Source organism: Promicromonospora sp. NPDC050249, assembly GCF_040656015.1.
Taxonomy (GTDB): Bacteria; Actinomycetota; Actinomycetes; order Actinomycetales; family Cellulomonadaceae; genus Promicromonospora.
Window position 1 is genome coordinate 1 of record NZ_JBFAKY010000062.1, and the last position, 15127, is coordinate 15127.

The 15127-nt window shown below is 72.5% G+C and carries 14 protein-coding genes and 1 pseudogene; 6 read left to right on the top strand and 9 right to left on the bottom strand.

Annotation, left to right across the window (positions count from 1 at the left end; translation table 11 throughout):
* The 4 genes from AB0I32_RS26480 to AB0I32_RS26495 all read right to left on the bottom strand — a co-directional run.
* A partial coding sequence (locus AB0I32_RS26480; RefSeq protein ID WP_357511571.1) for a DUF222 domain-containing protein occupies positions 1 to 501 on the bottom strand: 501 nt, incomplete at its 3' end.
* Positions 502 to 682: 181 nt separating this feature from the next.
* On the bottom strand, positions 683 to 1603 hold the full coding sequence (locus AB0I32_RS26485) for a helix-turn-helix transcriptional regulator (protein WP_357511573.1): 921 nt from the start codon (positions 1601 to 1603) through the stop codon (positions 683 to 685).
* The gene (locus AB0I32_RS26490; RefSeq protein WP_357511597.1) at positions 1600 to 2886 is read right to left on the bottom strand and encodes a multidrug effflux MFS transporter; all 1287 of its coding nucleotides are present in this window, start codon (positions 2884 to 2886) and stop codon (positions 1600 to 1602) included. The genes AB0I32_RS26485 and AB0I32_RS26490 overlap by 4 nt, the downstream gene beginning before the upstream one ends.
* 97 nt (positions 2887 to 2983) lie before the next feature.
* On the bottom strand, positions 2984 to 4006 hold the full coding sequence (locus AB0I32_RS26495; RefSeq protein WP_357511575.1) for a zinc-dependent alcohol dehydrogenase family protein: 1023 nt from the start codon (positions 4004 to 4006) through the stop codon (positions 2984 to 2986).
* Positions 4007 to 4382: 376 nt separating this feature from the next.
* Between AB0I32_RS26495 and AB0I32_RS26500 the strand changes: the two genes are divergently transcribed.
* Positions 4383 to 5483 carry an AI-2E family transporter gene (locus AB0I32_RS26500; protein ID WP_357511577.1) on the top strand — a complete coding sequence of 367 codons (1101 nt, stop codon included), beginning with the start codon at positions 4383 to 4385 and terminating at the stop codon, positions 5481 to 5483.
* Between the two features lie 139 nt (positions 5484 to 5622).
* On the opposite strand, the gene AB0I32_RS26505 is transcribed toward AB0I32_RS26500, so the two are convergent.
* The gene (locus tag AB0I32_RS26505) at positions 5623 to 6303 is read right to left on the bottom strand and encodes a DNA alkylation repair protein (RefSeq protein WP_357511579.1); all 681 of its coding nucleotides are present in this window, start codon (positions 6301 to 6303) and stop codon (positions 5623 to 5625) included.
* A 397-nt stretch (positions 6304 to 6700) separates the two neighbouring features.
* Between AB0I32_RS26505 and AB0I32_RS26510 the strand changes: the two genes are divergently transcribed.
* Positions 6701 to 7381, top strand: coding sequence for a GntR family transcriptional regulator (locus AB0I32_RS26510; RefSeq protein WP_357511581.1), 681 nt, complete (start codon positions 6701 to 6703; stop codon positions 7379 to 7381).
* 2 nt (positions 7382 to 7383) lie between these two features.
* Positions 7384 to 8403 carry a 1-aminocyclopropane-1-carboxylate deaminase gene (locus tag AB0I32_RS26515; RefSeq protein WP_357511583.1) on the top strand — a complete coding sequence of 340 codons (1020 nt, stop codon included), beginning with the start codon at positions 7384 to 7386 and terminating at the stop codon, positions 8401 to 8403.
* Positions 8404 to 8425: 22 nt separating this feature from the next.
* Here AB0I32_RS26515 and AB0I32_RS26520 read toward each other — a convergent pair whose 3' ends face one another.
* From AB0I32_RS26520 to AB0I32_RS26535, 4 genes are read right to left on the bottom strand one after another with little or no spacing between them, the layout of a single operon-like run.
* A complete protein-coding gene (locus AB0I32_RS26520; RefSeq protein WP_357511585.1) occupies positions 8426 to 9406 on the bottom strand; it encodes a trypsin-like peptidase domain-containing protein in 981 nt (326 codons plus the stop codon).
* Positions 9407 to 9428: 22 nt separating this feature from the next.
* Complete coding sequence (locus AB0I32_RS26525) at positions 9429 to 10433, bottom strand: VWA domain-containing protein (RefSeq protein WP_357511587.1); 1005 nt, start codon at positions 10431 to 10433, stop codon at positions 9429 to 9431.
* On the bottom strand, positions 10430 to 11392 hold the full coding sequence (locus tag AB0I32_RS26530) for a DUF58 domain-containing protein (protein ID WP_357511589.1): 963 nt from the start codon (positions 11390 to 11392) through the stop codon (positions 10430 to 10432). Before AB0I32_RS26530 ends, AB0I32_RS26525 begins: the two co-directional genes overlap by 4 nt.
* Positions 11389 to 12447 (bottom strand): AAA family ATPase, encoded by a 1059-nt coding sequence (locus AB0I32_RS26535; RefSeq protein WP_357511591.1) that lies wholly within the window; start codon positions 12445 to 12447, stop codon positions 11389 to 11391. The genes AB0I32_RS26530 and AB0I32_RS26535 overlap by 4 nt, the downstream gene beginning before the upstream one ends.
* A 115-nt stretch (positions 12448 to 12562) precedes the next feature.
* Between AB0I32_RS26535 and AB0I32_RS26540 the strand changes: the two genes are divergently transcribed.
* The 3 genes and pseudogenes from AB0I32_RS26540 to AB0I32_RS26550 form a co-directional block, all read left to right on the top strand.
* Positions 12563 to 13291 carry a response regulator transcription factor gene (locus tag AB0I32_RS26540; protein ID WP_357511593.1) on the top strand — a complete coding sequence of 243 codons (729 nt, stop codon included), beginning with the start codon at positions 12563 to 12565 and terminating at the stop codon, positions 13289 to 13291.
* Positions 13288 to 14550: a HAMP domain-containing sensor histidine kinase gene (locus AB0I32_RS26545; protein WP_357511596.1), complete on the top strand. Its 1263-nt coding sequence runs from the start codon at positions 13288 to 13290 to the stop codon at positions 14548 to 14550. Before AB0I32_RS26540 ends, AB0I32_RS26545 begins: the two co-directional genes overlap by 4 nt.
* Positions 14551 to 14758: 208 nt before the next feature.
* Positions 14759 to 14986 (top strand): annotated as a pseudogene (locus AB0I32_RS26550) (UBP-type zinc finger domain-containing protein); the annotation flags it as partial.
* Positions 14987 to 15127 lie beyond the last annotated feature (141 nt).

A 15127-nucleotide genomic window follows, 5' to 3' on the forward strand; every position in this document is an offset into this window, starting at 1 on the left:
GGTGTGCCCGGTGCGGGTATCGATCAACCACGCCAGCGCGTCGGTGCGGGTCTCGCTCGTGGGGGCGACCTCGGCCATCACGCGGGCGTGGTCCAGGCCGAGGGTTCCGGTGACCAGTCGCTCCCGGGTGACGGGGAGCGCGGTGGTGAGGCGGCGCGCGATCGTCATGTCCTTGCCCGCCGTGGACGCGGAGATCCCTTCACGCAGACGCAGCCAGGTCGTGAACGTGCGGGCCGTGCCACCCGAGCGCCAGGACCCCTCGTCCTCGATCCGGGGCAGCAGGGTGTACCGCACACCGTCCAGGCGGCCGGTCAGCCGACGGATCCGGGTATGCGCCTCGGCCAGGCGGCTGATGTTCGGGGCGTCCCAGCCGGTCAGGGTCTCGAGGTCGGTCAGGGTAGTCAGTTGCGCGGTCGCGGCCTCGATCAGGGCCAGCACGTCCTCGATCGAGACCGCAGCAGGCAGGCCACTCGCGGGTCCACTGTTCGTCGTCTGCTCCACCGTGCCCACCCCCGCCCATCCCGACGCTCGCCTCTAGTACTCACTCCCTTGCTATCTCCATTATCTCGAACAGTCGTACGTACCGCAGCGCGAAACTGAAATCTGTGGATAACTCCTCAGGGCACGAACGGGGCGCCTCTGAGGCCAGTCCCGGTAGCCCTGCCAGTGCGATCTCAGCTGGTCAGTCGGTGCTCGCAGGCTGGCTCACACCGTCGTGGGGCCTGCTCACCAGGCCTCCGCTGTCGGGGGCGCTCTCAGCCTCCTGGGTGGCCGCCCAGCTCGCCAGCAGCGCGAACTTCTCCGCGGAGTCGGTGTTCGGGGGAGGGCTGTACGTGACGATCTGCAGGCCGGCCTCGCCGGGCATCGCGAAGACGTCGAACGCGACGGTGACGCGGCCGACCACCGGGTGCCGGAACGACTTGACCCCGGTGCGGTGCTCGTGGACGTCGTGCCCCGACCAGTCCTCGCGAAACTGCGGGCTCCGGGTGGAGAGCTCGCCGATGAGCGCGGTGAGCTCCTTGTTGAGCGGGTCGCGTCCGGCCTCGAGCCGCATGATCGCCGCGGCGGTGCGCCGGGCCAGTGCCCAGTCGACGTAGTAGTCCTGGGCGCGGCGGTCGAGGAAGATGAACCGGGCGATGTTCGGCGTGCCGTCGGTGTCGAAGTGCGGGGCGTACAGGGCGCGACCCATGACGTTCGCGGCGACGAGGTCCTGGTTCGAGTTGTGCACGATCGCGGGCACAGCCATGTTGTCCAGCACGCGCTGCACTGAGGTGCGTACCGACTGCGCGACGGGCTTGCGGTCGCGCGCGGCCGCGGAGGCGGGGGCCGTGCGGGCGAGGTCGAACAGGTACTCGCGTTCGGCGTCGTTCAGCTGGAGGGCGCGGGCGATCGCGCCCAGCACGCTCTCGGACGCGCCGCGGATGTTCCCGCGCTCCAGCCGCGTGTAGTAGTCAAGGCTGACGCCGGCGAGCATGGCGACCTCCTCGCGGCGCAGCCCGGGTACCCGCCGCTCCCCGCCGAAGTCGGGGATGCCCGCCTGCTGCGGGGTGACGTTCGCGCGGCGGGAGACCAGGAACTCCCGCACCTCGTCCTTGGTGCTCATGGATTCCACGGTATGCGCGACCCCGCCGCCGTGGGAGGCCCTGGCAGGGCACCCCGGCCGGGGTGTCGTCGTCCGACCACCTCGACCGACTGGGCGGCCAGCGCGAGATACACCCCGGCCGCGAGCACTATCGACGCGGTGGCCACGATGCCGAGGGGCAGGATCGTCGCCGCGCCCGCGACGCCGACGAGGGGCGGGGTGACGCCGCCGAACCCGAACCGGACCATGCCCAGCAGCGAAGACGCGGTGCCGGCCAGGTGCGGGTACTCGACCAGGGCGAGCGTCGTCGCCGGCGGCGAGGTGATCGCGACGCCACAGGCCAGGGCCAGGAGCGACACGATCACCACCCACAGTGGCAGAGTGGTCAGGCCGGCCCCGAGCAGGCCGAGGGCGCCGACGCCCGCCACGACGATGCCGACGGTGAGGGTCCGGGGCAGGCTCCAGCGCTCGGCGGCTCGGCTCGCGAGGTAGCCGGAGACCATGAACCCTGCCGAGTTCAGGCCGAACGCGAGCGCGTAGCCCTGCGGAGAGAGCCCGTAGATGCCCTGCAGCACGAACGTGGCCCCCGAGAGATACGCGAACAGTGCCGCGTACATGAAGCCCTGGTTGAGCACCGCGCCCAGGAACACCCGGTCGGACAGCAGCACCCGGAAGTCCCGCCCCGTCTGCGCGAAGCCGCCGGTGGTGCGCCGCGCCGCGGGCAGGGTCTCGGGGAATGCGACAGCGGCGGTCACCAGGAGCGCCGCGCCGACCACGGCGAGGAAGACGAACAGGCCACGCCAGTCCGTGACAGTGTTCAGCTGCCCACCCAGCAGCGGTCCGACGACGGCGGCGAGCCCGCCGACCACGGTCAGCCGCCCGTAGAACCGGATCAGGGCTCCGCCCGAGAGGACGTCGCGCCCGGCGGCCTGGGCGATCACGATCCCGACGCCGCCGGCCAGTCCCTGGACCAGCCGCGCGAGGATCAGCAGCTCGACGGTCGGGCTCGCCGCGCACAGGGCAGACGTCACGACGTACGCGACGACGCCGATCAGCAGAATGCCGCGCCGCCCGAACCGGTCGGACAACGGTCCCGCGATCAGCTGCCCGGCCGCGAGGCCGACCAGACACGTGGTCACGGTGAGCTGCGCGACGGACGTCGCCGCGCCGAGCTCGGCGGTGAGCGCCGGCAGTGCCGGCAGGTACAGGTCCATGGAGATCGGCCCGAACACGGTCAGCAGCAACAGCAGGGTGGGCAGGAACCGGCCGAACCGAACGGGCGCGGGAGCAGGGGACTGGGACATGGGCATGGCGATGCTCCTTCACTGCACGAACGGGTGGTCGGCGTCGAGGCCGGAAGCGGGGCGCCGCCGGGAGTGCTGGCTCCCGGCGGCGCGGCTGTCAGAGGGTGAGCAGCACCTTGGTGGCCCGGCGCTCGTCCATCGCCCTGTAGCCCTCGGCCGCCTCCTCGAGCGGGAGGGTGAGGTCGAAGACCTTGCCCGGGTCGATCGTCCGGTCCCAGATGAGCTGGATCAGCTCGGGCAGGAACCGGCGCACGGGGGCGGGGCCGCCGTGCAGGTGCACGCCGGTGAAGAACAGGTTCAGGCCGTCAAGCTTGACGCCGTGCGTGACACCGACGTACCCGACGTAGCCGCCCGGCCGGGCGGAGTTGATGGCCTGCCACATCGACTCCTCGGTGCCCACCGCCTCGACGACGCCGTGGGCGCCGTACCCGCCGGTGAGCTCCTTGACCTTCGCGGCGCCGGCGTCGCCGCGCTCCTCGACGATGTCGGTGGCGCCGAACTCGCGGGCCAGCGCCTGCCGCTCGGGGTGGCGGCTGAACGCGATGATGCGCTCCGCGCCCAGTTGCTTGGCGGCCAGGACCGCTGAGAGACCGACCGCGCCGTCGCCGACGACCGCGATGGTCTTGCCGGGACCCGCCTCGGCGGCCACGGCGGCGAACCAGCCGGTGCCCAGCACGTCCGAGGCGGCGAGCAGCGACGGGACGAGGTCGGCGTCCGGCGTACCGGGGGTGGCGACCAGGGTGCCGTCGGCCAGCGGGATGCGGGCGAGCTGGGCCTGGGTGCCCTCCGAACCCATCATCACGTTATGGATGCAGCGGGACTGGTAGCCCGCCTGGCAGATCTCGCACGTGTTGTCCGAGGCGACGAACGAGCCGACGACGTAGTCGCCGACCTTGATGTTCCGCACCTCGTCGCCGACCTGCTCGACGATCCCGATGTACTCGTGGCCCATCGGGGTCGGGCCGTTCAGGGCCTCCACCCCGCGGTACGGCCACAGGTCCGAGCCGCAGATGCACGCGGCGGTCACCCGGATCACGGCGTCGGTCGGCTCGATGATCCTGGCGTCCTCGCGCTCCTCGACCCGGACGTCGCCTGGCGCATACATGACAACTCCACGCATGGGGGTACCTCTCCTTGCTCGGTTCCCGGGCCGAGCGGTGCGGCACGGGGTCAGTGCTCCTGTCGGAATCCATCAGACGCCAGCGCGCCTCCGGGGTGGGAGGCCCGAAGAGAACCCCTCAGCGGGTCGACCCGGCCGGTCGACCCGGCCGGTCGACCCAGTCGGTCGACGTCGGCCCGCGAGCCGATGGCGACAAGCGGCCTGCTTTCAGGAAGGCTGTGACCTGCAGCGTGTTCATCGCGGAACACCTGAGAACCCACCTCACAACCCACCTCACAACCCATGGAGCGCAATGGCCCGCATGCCGCAACGACCCGGCGCCCTGCCGCGATCGCCGAGAATGCGGAGACCGGGTGCGCAGCACGACCTGGCGCGCGTGAGGTCACCGCGGGTCCCACGTGCTCGTATCGCGGGCGGGCGGACCCCGTCGGTCGGTCTGCCCGCGAACCCGTTCGGGTACGCGGTGCTCGCGACCCTGGGTGTCGGTGCGGGTCTCGTGGTGCTGGGCGCCGTCGAGGCGGTGGCGACGGTCCTCGTGTACGTCGGGCTGGCGCTCTTCCTGGCACTGGCGCTGGACCCTGGGATCCGGTTCCTCGTCTCGCGGGGGATGCTGCGGTGGGTGGCGGCTACGGCGATGATCGTCGGATCCGCCGCCGTCCTCGCGCTCTTCGTCGTGGCGGTGCTGCCGCTGGCCGTCCCGCAGGTCGGGATCTTCGTCACCCAGCTGGTCGACGCGCTGCGGGAGCTGCCCAACCAGGCCTGGTACGTCTGGACCAACGACAACCTGGTCGCACTCAACCTGAACGGTCTGCTGGCGTCGGTGACCGAGCTGCTCACCGATCCCCGCCAGCTCACGGCGATCGCGGGTGGCGTCCTGCAGGTCGGCACCGGGCTGATCAACGGCGTGACGGCGGTCATCATCGTCGCGGCCCTGACGATCTACTTCGCGGTATCCCTGCCGACCATGGTCGCCGCCGTCCTGCGGCTGGTGCCCCGGTCCCGGCGGGACATCAGCGGTTCCCTCCTGAACGAGGTGCTGGAGTCCGTGGGCCGGTATGTCGCGGGCCAGCTGTTCCTGGCGACCATCAACGCCACGTTCACCCTGCTGCTGACGGTGTTCGCCGGCAGCCCCGCACCGATCCTCCTCGCCGTCCTCGCGTTCATCGCGGCACTGATCCCCGTCGTCGGAACGGTCATCGGCTCGATCCTCGTGGTTCTCGCGACGCTGACGGTGAGCCCGGTCGCGGCGCTCGTCGTCGCGATCCTCCTGCTCGTGTACATGCAGGTGGAGGCGTACGTGCTCTCCCCGCGGGTGATGAGCCGCGCCGTGGCGGTGCCCGGTGTGCTGGTGATCGTCGCGGCCCTGGCCGGTGCGGCGCTCGGCGGGATCCTCGGCGCCCTCGTGGCGGTCCCGGTCGCGGCGGCGGGCCTGCTCGTCATCAACCGTGTGGTCATCCCGTACCAGGAGACGCGGTGACGGGCTCTACCAGGCGGTACGGACCGCCGGGAGAGTGCTGAACGCGGCATCGGTGCGAGGGATCGCGCTCGACGGAATGGCAACGTTGCCATGAGCAGCATAGGGGCATTCCGGGAGACCCCCGCGACGAGCCGCCGGGTCAGGCGCGGGCCGGCTCCTGGCGGCCGACCATCTCGGCGATCCACACCGGGGCGTACGGCGGCGTGCAGCCCGGCGAGGCAGGGTAGTCGGCGAGGACCTGCAGGTTCTCGCCGATGCCGATCGCCCGTGCGCGTCGGCCCGGGTCGTTGATCCCGATCATCGCGAGGCACGTGTTCATCGCCCACTGCGTGTTCTCGGGTGCGTCCTTCATGTCCCGCTCGATCGTGTCGAGCAGCGCGTCGAGGTCGACGTCGTCGGGCGCCTTGACCACCTTGTCGCTCTGCAGGGTCCAGCCGGCCCTGCCGACCAGGTCGGCGCCGTCCGCGGCCCAGTCCTCGCGGAACTCCTCGCCGAACCTGCCGGGCTTCACGACGTTGACGACGAACCAGTCGAGCAGCTTGGGGGAGCGGATGTCGTGGACCATCGCGTCGACCTCGGCCGGGGTGAAGGACCGCGGACGACAGACCAGCGTGGCGAGGAGGCGGGCCGCCGTGTCGCCGGTCGCCCAGAGCTCGACGGCCAGCTCGTGCTGCTTCTTCAGGCGCTTCGCGACGGCGCGCAGCTGCGAGAGGTTGACGCCGTGGTCGTCCCCGTTGCGCTCGTTGACCGCGCGGAACCTGGGGTTCTCGAGCGCGGCGAGCTCCTGCAGGACCTCGTCGAGCGGCGTGGGGTCGGCCATGGAGGTTCCTCTCGGCGCGGCGGTCGGCGCAGGTCGGCGCCTCGATGCCTCGTCGTCACGATAGATCACTCTACGAAGGCCTGGGCGCGCCGGTCGCGGGGCGGGCCGGCGGCAGCACCACCCGGGGCGGGGGTGCCAGGTCTGCTGAATTTCGTTCGCCCTGGCCCGACCCGGTTCAGCCGGGCTGGAGTATTCGGCAGAGCCCGCAAGCTCGGGTCCCGGCCGAACGAAGTTCAGCCCACCTGGCACCTGCCGCAACAGCTGTCAGTACCTCGGAGGTGACTACGCTTCCGCTGAGGGACACGGGCCGCACGGCACTCGTGTCAGCAGCGGTGGTCGCGCCCCCTGCCGCACTTCGCCCTTGCCAAAACGCTTCGATTGGTATGCAATATATTGCATGCCTATTCCTGCGAGCGTGCCCCCGATCGGTCGGCGTCTGCTGCGCGACGACGTCTACGGACGTCTCCGCGACGCCATAGTCGACGGCAGCTTCGCGCCGGGGGAGCAGCTGCGCGACGGCGATCTCGCGGCCTGGCTCGGTGTCAGCCGGACGCCGGTGCGCGAGGCGCTGCTCCGCCTGGCCGAGGCCGGGCTGGTCGTCGCGCGCCCCGGCAGCTCGACGACGGTGAGCTCCCTGGACCTGCGGGACGTACGTGGCGCGCGCGACGTCGTCGCGGCGATGCACGAGGTGGCCGTGCGCGAGGCGGTGCGCAGCCTCACGGAGGCCGACCTCGACACCATGCGTGCGGCCAACCGCGAGTTCCGCGCGGCGATCGAGGCGGGTGACGTCGAGGCGGCGCTGCGGGCCGACGACGCGCTCCACGACGTGCCGGTGGCCGTGGCGGCGAACCGCGCGCTGGCGTCGGTCCTCGACCAGTTCACGCCGGTGCTGCGCCGCGCGGAACGTCTGCGGTTCTCCACGCTGGGCGGCCGCGCGTCGTTCGCGAGGCACGACGAGCTGATCCGGTTGTGCGCCGCGGGGGACGCGGACCAGGCGGCGGCCGTCGCCTTCGACACCTGGTCCACCCTGCCCACCGACCCGGACCTGTCCCTCGACCCGCCCGTGAACGAGGAGTGACCATGGCCCTGTCCGACTTCCCCCGCCACCCGCTGACCTTCGGGCCGAGCCCCGTCCACCCGCTGCCGCGCCTGAGCGCCCACCTCGGGGGTGCGTCGGTCTGGGCCAAGCGTGAGGACTGCAACGCAGGCCTCGCCTACGGCGGCAACAAGACCCGCAAGCTGGAGTACATCGTCCCGGAAGCCCTCGCGCAGGGTGCGGACACGCTGGTCTCGATCGGGGGCTACCAGTCGAACCACACGCGTCAGGTCGCCGCCGTGGCCGCGTCGCTGGGGCTCAAGGCCGTGCTGGTGCAGGAGAACTGGGTCGACTGGCCCGACTCCGTCGCCGACCGGGTGGGCAACATCATGCTGAGCCGGATCATGGGTGCGGAGGTCCGGCTCGACCCGGCGGGCTTCGGGATCGGGTTCAAGGACTCCTGGACCCGCGCGATCGACGAGGTCAAGGAGCGTGGCGGTACGCCGTACGCGATCCCGGCCGGCGCGTCCGACCACCGGCTCGGCGGCCTCGGGTTCGCGCGCTGGGCGTACGAGGTGGAGCAGCAGGAGCGCGAGCTGGGCGTCTTCTTCGACACCATCGTGGTCTGCGCGGTCACCGGTTCGACCCACGCGGGCATGATCGCAGGGTTCGCCGCGCTCGAGGAGGCCGGCGGACGGCCCCGCCGGGTGATCGGGATCGACGCGAGCGCGAAGCTCCACGAGACCCACGACCAGGTGGCCAGGATCGCGCGCGCCACGGCCGAGCTGATCGGCGTCCGGCGGCCGCTGCGCGACGACGAGATCACCGTGCTGCCCGGCTGGGCCGGTGACAAGTACGGGATCCCCGTCGAGTCGACGCTCGACGCGATCCGGCTCACCGGCCGGCTCGAGGGCGTCATCATCGACCCGGTCTACGAGGGCAAGTCCATGGCGGGCCTGATCGACCTCGTCACGAGCGGCGACATCCCCGAGGAGTCCACGGTCCTGTACGCGCACCTGGGCGGGCAGCCGGCCCTGAACGCCTACAGCGGCCTGTTCACCTGAGCCCGCCGGCGCCTGGCACAGGTCATGCCCCGGCGATGATGCGCTCCGCGACGTCGGCAGCACGGTCGATCGGCACGGCGAACCCGATGCCGATGTTGCCCGAGCTGCCGACCGTCGCGATCGCCGTGTTGATGCCGACCACCTGACCGCTCAGGTCGACCAGGGGGCCGCCCGAGTTTCCCTGGTTGATCGACGCGTCGGTCTGGATCATCGGCCCGGGATAGCTGCCCGAGCTGCGGTCCACGGCGCTGACCACCCCTGCCGTGACGCTGCCCGTCAGCCCGAGCGGCGACCCGACGGCGATGACCGGCTGGCCGATCTGCAGCCCGGCGCTGCGGCCCAGGGCCGCCGCACGGGCTCCGCCGAGGTCGGCCTCCACCACTGCTATGTCGTTGCGCTGGTCGGCGCCGAGCACCCGGCCGGTCACGGAGCTCCCGTCGTCGAGCAGGAGCTCCACGGTCTCGCTGCCTACCACCACGTGCCCGTTGGTGACCACGTGGTTCGCGTCGATGATGACGCCCGACCCGCCGCGCGCACCCGCCCGCACCTGGACGACGCTCGGCAGCGCGCGCTGGGCGGCGCTCGCGGTCGTCGTCGTGCCGGTGCCCTGGTCCACCACGGCGGGTGCCGCGATCTCTTCCGGCGCGAGGCTCAGGCCGGTGACCAGGCCCGTCGTGGCAGACCCCAGCAGCGCGCCCAGGGCGAGCGCGGTAGCCAGCGTCAGCAGGACGCGCGGACGACGGGGTGGCGCGTCGTGCGGGGTCTCGGGCTCGGGAGCCGGCAAGCCGGCAGGCAGGCCGAACGCACGCCCGGGAGCCGGGGGTGCGGCCGGCCGGAACGCGGACGGCGCAGCCGAGCCGGTCGTCGGCACCAGCAGGGAACGAACCGGCTCCGGCGCGGGCGGCGCCGGTGCGACCGGCTCGCCGACGACGAAGTGGCGCGGGCCGGCGGGCCGGCCGAGGCCGACGGGGGAACCATGGAGCAGCGGGTCGGGGTTCTGCAAGGGAACGCTCCTTCGAACGGTGTCAGACCAACCGGGAGAACCAGCGCAGGGACAGGGCGGTGGCGGTGATGGCGAGCGCCAGGCCGATCAGGACCAGGGCCGTGGTGACGAGGGTGGTCTCGGTGCGCCAGCCGATGGCCGAGCCGATGTCCTCGTAGACCTGGTCCAGCTCGGCCCCGCTCTCGGCACGGTAGAAGTGGCCCGCGGTCTCTTCGGCGAGCATGCGGAGGGTGTCGTCGTCGGCGGGTGCGGACTGGGTGCGGGCGCCGTTGCCGATGACGCCGCTGGGCGTGCCGTAGGCGATCGTCGAGACGGGCATCTCGGCGTCGAGGGCCGCCTGCACCGAGCTGGCGGGGCTGCGGCCGGCGGTGTTGAACCCGTCGGAGAGCAGGACCAGCCGGGCGGGGATCGGGTCGGCCGTGCCGCCGTCCGGCGTCGTGCCGCCGTCCGATGCCGTGCCGCCGCCTGGCGCCGTACCGCTGGTGGCGGCCTGCCGGACCACCTCGGCGGCCGAGGCGAAGACGGCCTCGCCGATGGCGGTGCCGCCGTCGGAGCGGAGGCCCAGTATGGAGTTCTCGACGAGGGCGCGGTCGGCGGTGACGGGGGCGACCAGCTCGGCGTCCTCGGCGAAGGCGACGACGCCCACCTGGACCGTCTCGGGAAGCTCGCGGACGAACTGCACGGCGGCTCCCTTGGCGGCGGTCAGCCGGTCGGGCGGGACGTCCTGCGCCTCCATCGAGCCGGACACGTCGATGGCGACGATGACCGTCGCGCGCTCGTACGGCACGCGGAGCCGCATCTCCGGTCCGGCGGCCGCTGTGGCGAACGCGCCGAGCGCGAGCAGCACGAGGCTGGTCGCGAGGTGCCGCCGCCAGCGCGGGCGGGTGGGGGCGACCCGGTCGAGCATCGGCAGGGTCGCGAAGCGGACGGCGTAGCGGGTGCGGCGCCGCTGCAGCAGGACGTACGCGAGCGCGAGCGCGGCGACGGGCACGAGGGCGAGCAGGAACAGGGGGTCGGTGAAGGTCATGACGTCCTCCGGTGACGGCGGGCGGGGGCGCGACGGCGGTCCTTGACGAACCGGGCGAGGGCCGCCGCCCAGTCGTCGTCGGTGCTCACGCGCAGGTGTTCGGCACGGGCGGCGCGGACGGCGGCTGCCGTCTCGTCGCGATGCAGGGCAGCGACCAGGGCGTAGGCGAGGCGCAGCTCGGGGTCCGACGTCGACACCTCGCGCTGCGCCCCGGTCTCGGGGTCGAGGAGCACCACCTCGCCGACGTCGGGCAGCTCGCGCTCGCGCGGGTCGTCGACCTCGACGACTATCACGTCGTGCCTGGCGGTCAGCCGCCGGAGCGCTCCCTCCCACTCGAAGGGCCGCTCGATCGCGCCGTCGGGCGCCACCAGGTCGGTGACGACCACGCACAGCCCGCGGCGCCGGGCCCGGGCGCCGAGTCCGCGCAGGGCGTCCGACAGGGAGACCGTCGGGCTGCCCTGGCGGACCGCCGCGTCGAGCCGGGTCAGCGCCGCCGCGGCGGCGCGCCCGGGGCGCGGCGAGATCCAGCGCAGGCCGGCCTCGTCGATCAGGCCGATGCCCACGCGGTTGCCCGGCCCGGTGGTGAGCAGGCCGACGGCGGCCGCCACCTGCTCGGCGACGTCCACCTTCTCGGTCCGGGCGGTGCCGAACGTCATGCTGGGGCTGCGGTCCACGAGGAGCCACGTGTCCAGCTCGTGCTGGGCGCGCGTGCGCCACAGGTGCGGTTCGCCCGTGCGGGCGGTGACGTTCCAGTCGATCCGGCGCACGTCCTGCCCCGGCTGGTACTGGGTCAGCTCCTCCGGGTCGGAGCCGGGGCCGAGCGCGTGCCCGTCGACGTCGCCCTGCAGCAGCCCGTCGACCCGGCGCCGGACGGTGAGCTCGAGCCGGCGGAACCGGCCTGCCGAGTCGTTCCGGGGAGGGTCGTTCCGCGCGGGGTCGTCCCGCGCCGGACCGGTCATCGCACGACCACCTCCTCCTCTGCGGGCGCCACGCGCGGCTGCGGCACGGCGGCCAGGACGGCGTCGATCACGGTGCGCGGGTCGACGCCGTCGGCGGCCGCGTCGAACGTGAGCACGAGCCGGTGGGCGAGGGTGTCGCCCGCCAGGTCGACGAGGTCCGCCGGCAGCACGTAGTCGCGCCCGCGCATGAGGGCGAGCGACCGTCCGGCGGCGATCAGCCCGAGGCTGCCGCGTGCGCTGACGCCGTACTCCAGCACGCCGTCGAGGTGGTGCAGCCCGTACTGGTGCGGCTTACGGGTGGCCATCACGACCGCGACCGCGTACTGCGCGACGGCGTGGTGCACGAACACCTGGTCCGCCTCGCGCTGGAGCTGGCGGACCATTGCCGGGTCGAGCAGCGGCTCCGCGCGCGGGGGCGCGGCGCTCATGCGCTGCACGATCGTCAGCTCCTCCAGCTCGTCGGCGTGGTCGACGTCGACCTTGAGCAGGAACCGGTCGCGCTGCGCCTCCGGCAGGGCGTAGACACCGTCGCTCTCGATGGGGTTCTGGGTGGCCAGGACGAGGAACGGGTCGGGCAGGGCGTAGGTGCGACCGCCGATGCTGACCTGGCCCTCCGCCATCGCCTCCAGCAGGGCCGACTGCACCTTGGCGGGCGCGCGGTTGATCTCGTCGGCGAGGACGAGGTTGGCGAACACCGGTCCGAGCTCGACGTCGAAGTCCTCCCGCGACGGCTTCCAGACGCGGGTGCCGACGATGTCCGACGGCATCAGGTCCGGCGTGAACTGCAGGCGGGCGAACGAGCCCCCCGCCACGGTCGCCAGGGTGCGCACCGCGAGCGTCTTGGCGACGCCGGGCACGCCCTCCAGCAGCACGTGGCCGCGGGAGAGGAGGCCGACCATGATCCGTTCGACCATGTGGTCCTGCCCCACGATCACTCGCTTGACCTCGATCAGCGCCCGTTCGAGCAGGGCTGCGGCCGGGCGGAGCGGCGGGTGCGTGGCGACGGAGGGGATGTCCTGGGTGGCGGGTCTGCGCTGGTCCATGGGCTCGTCCATGACACCGACTCCACCCGACCGGTACGAAAACTGCGGGAAACCCGAGCGAAAGCCGACCGAAAGGAGGGACCGGCAGGGCCTGTCAGACGCGCCGCCGGGCGGTTACCGTGCTGCTGTGCGGCTGCTGATCGTGGAGGACGAGGCAGGTCTGGTGAGTGCCCTGCAGGTGGCACTGCGCCGGGAGGGCTACGCCGTCGACCAGGCGCGCACCGTGGCCGAGGCGAGGCAGAAGCTCGGCCTCAACCCGTACGACGTCGTCCTGCTCGACATCACCCTCCCGGACGGGACGGGCTTCGACCTGACCCGCGCCATCCGCGGCGGCCAGGTGCCGCTCGCCGACGGCGACCCGCCGCGCATCCTCATGCTGACCGCGCGCGGCCGCCTGACCGACCGGGTGACCGGCCTCGACGTCGGCGCCGACGACTACCTCGTCAAGCCGTTCGCGATCATCGAGCTCTCCGCCCGCATCCGCGCCCTGCTGCGCCGCGAGGCGCGCGAGGCCGCCGCCGTCCTCGTGCACGGCCCCATCCGGCTCGACGCCGCCCGGCAGCTCGCCTGGCGCGGCACCCGCGAGCTCGTGCTGACCCGCAAGGAGTTCGCCGTCCTGCGCTACCTGATGAACCGGCCCGCCTACGTGGTGCCCGCCGAGGAGCTGCTCGAGCATGTGTGGGACGAGAACGCCGACCCCTTCACCCAGACCGTCCGCGTGACCGTCGGCACCCTGCGGCGCAAGCTCACGCTCGACGGCGAGGACCCCGCGCTGGAGACCGTCATCGGCCGCGGGTACCGGCTCCGCGAGCTGCCGGCCAGTGTGGACGGCCCTGTCGAGGGCGTCCCCGCATGACCCTCCGGGGCCTGCCCGGGTGGGCGCGCACCGTGCGGATGAGACTCGCCCTGACCTACTCCGCGACGCTCTTCGGCATCACAGCGCTCATCCTCGCGGGCGTCTACTTCGCGCTCTCGCAGACGATCGTCGCCGCGCCGCTCGACCCCGTCACCGTCAAACGGCTCGAGAAGAAGCCCGACGGCAGCATCGGCTACAAACCCGGCGAACACTTCCAGGCGGCCGACCTCGACACGGTCCAGCACGCCGTGAACTACACCGCCCTGCAGACCCTGCGGGACTACTCGGCGGTGGCGCTCGCGGTGATGTTCCTGCTCAGCGTGGCCGTCGGCTGGTGGGTGTCCGGGCGGGCGCTGCGGCCCGTCGAGGCCGTCACGCGCACCGCCCAGGAGATCGGCGCCACGGACCTGTCCCGGCGGATCGGCGCCACCGGGCCACGCGACGAGCTACGCACCCTCGCCGACACGATCGACGGGATGCTCGACCGGCTGGACCGGGCCTTCACCGCGGAACGCAGGCTCATCGAGGACGTGTCCCACGAGCTGCGGAACCCCGTCATGGTGGTGCAGGCGAACGTCGAGGCGGTGCTGGGCAACGAGCAGGCCGACCGGGAGCAGCGGGCGGAGGCGACCGCCGTCGTCCTGGGCGCGACGAGCCGGATGTCCCGGCTGCTGGAGGACCTGCTGGCCACCGCGCGGTTCCGCTCGGAGGCCTTCGTGGACCGGGAGGTCGACCTCGCCGTGCTCGCCGAGGGCGCCGTCCGCGACAACCGGGCGGTCGCCGAGCGTCGGGGGGTGTCGATCGTCGAGCGGACCCATCCCGGCCCGGTCGCGTACGGCGACGCGAACGCGCTGGGCCGGGCGGTCGACAACCTGCTGTCCAACGCGGTGCGGCTCGCACCGGTGGGCAGCGCGATCACCGTGGGCGTGGGGAGCAGGCAGGGCTGGGCCTGGATCGCCGTGGCCGACGAGGGGCCGGGGGTGCCGGCGGAGGCGCGGGACCGGATCTTCGACCGGTTCTACCGGGGGCAGGACGGCGACGGGGCTGGGGCGGCCGGCGGGCATGCGGAGCGGCCGGACGGCTCCGGCCTCGGGCTGGCGATCGCCCGCCAGGTCGCCGAGAGCCATGACGGGCACCTGCTGCACACCGACCACGGCACGAGCGGCAGCACGTTCACGGTCTGGCTCCCCGACCGGACGCTGGACCGCGCGACGGACCGCGGCGACACGCCACCCCGGGGCGACCCGCTGGCTTCCTGAACTGATCCGGTCCCAGGTGCGGCGAGCGCAGAGCCGGTCACGTGAGGAGCGCTCAGAGCGCTACCATCTCGGCGCTCGGCGCTGACGTCAGCAGGGTGCAAGCCTAGGATCGTGCCAGCAGAGCCGGTGGGACACAGTGAGGAGCCAAGCGATGAGTGATGTGTGCACGCACCTGGACCAGGTTGCCGTCCTGGAGCCCGCCAGCCGTGAGGGTTGTCCCGAGTGCCTGGCGCACGGCGGCACGTGGGTTCACCTGCGCAGCTGCCTCGTGTGCGGGCAGGTGGGCTGCTGCGACTCCTCGCCGGCCAGGCACGCCACCGGACACTTCCGGGAGACCGGCCACCCGCTGATGCGTTCGATCGAGCCGGGCGAGGCGTGGGGCTACTGCTTCGAGGACGAGGCGACCCTGCGGACGGTGGAGCTGCCCGGCCGCTGATGTCCTGCGTCTGAAGTTCGCCGTGCACATTTTCGCCGTGCACATTGAGGTGCCGCGAGATCGGTCAGTTGCACGCGGCGTGACCTGAGTTCGGTCGGTTGCTCTGAGATCGGTCCATTGATTGACCGATCTCAGAGCAAC

What these genes read in the sequence shown, in the direction of transcription:
- AB0I32_RS26545 (WP_357511596.1), top strand. Translation starts at nt 13,288, where the DNA reads ATGACCCTCCGGGGCCTGCCCGGGTGGGCGCGCACCGTGCGGATGAGA.
- AB0I32_RS26530 (WP_357511589.1), bottom strand. Translation starts at nt 11,392, where the DNA reads ATGACCGGTCCGGCGCGGGACGACCCCGCGCGGAACGACCCTCCCCGG.
- AB0I32_RS26535 (WP_357511591.1), bottom strand. Translation starts at nt 12,447, where the DNA reads ATGGACGAGCCCATGGACCAGCGCAGACCCGCCACCCAGGACATCCCC.
- AB0I32_RS26515 (WP_357511583.1), top strand. Translation starts at nt 7,384, where the DNA reads ATGGCCCTGTCCGACTTCCCCCGCCACCCGCTGACCTTCGGGCCGAGC.
- AB0I32_RS26525 (WP_357511587.1), bottom strand. Translation starts at nt 10,433, where the DNA reads ATGACCTTCACCGACCCCCTGTTCCTGCTCGCCCTCGTGCCCGTCGCC.
- AB0I32_RS26485 (WP_357511573.1), bottom strand. Translation starts at nt 1,603, where the DNA reads ATGAGCACCAAGGACGAGGTGCGGGAGTTCCTGGTCTCCCGCCGCGCG.
- AB0I32_RS26490 (WP_357511597.1), bottom strand. Translation starts at nt 2,886, where the DNA reads ATGTCCCAGTCCCCTGCTCCCGCGCCCGTTCGGTTCGGCCGGTTCCTG.
- AB0I32_RS26510 (WP_357511581.1), top strand. Translation starts at nt 6,701, where the DNA reads ATGCCTATTCCTGCGAGCGTGCCCCCGATCGGTCGGCGTCTGCTGCGC.
- AB0I32_RS26495 (WP_357511575.1), bottom strand. Translation starts at nt 4,006, where the DNA reads ATGCGTGGAGTTGTCATGTATGCGCCAGGCGACGTCCGGGTCGAGGAG.
- AB0I32_RS26505 (WP_357511579.1), bottom strand. Translation starts at nt 6,303, where the DNA reads ATGGCCGACCCCACGCCGCTCGACGAGGTCCTGCAGGAGCTCGCCGCG.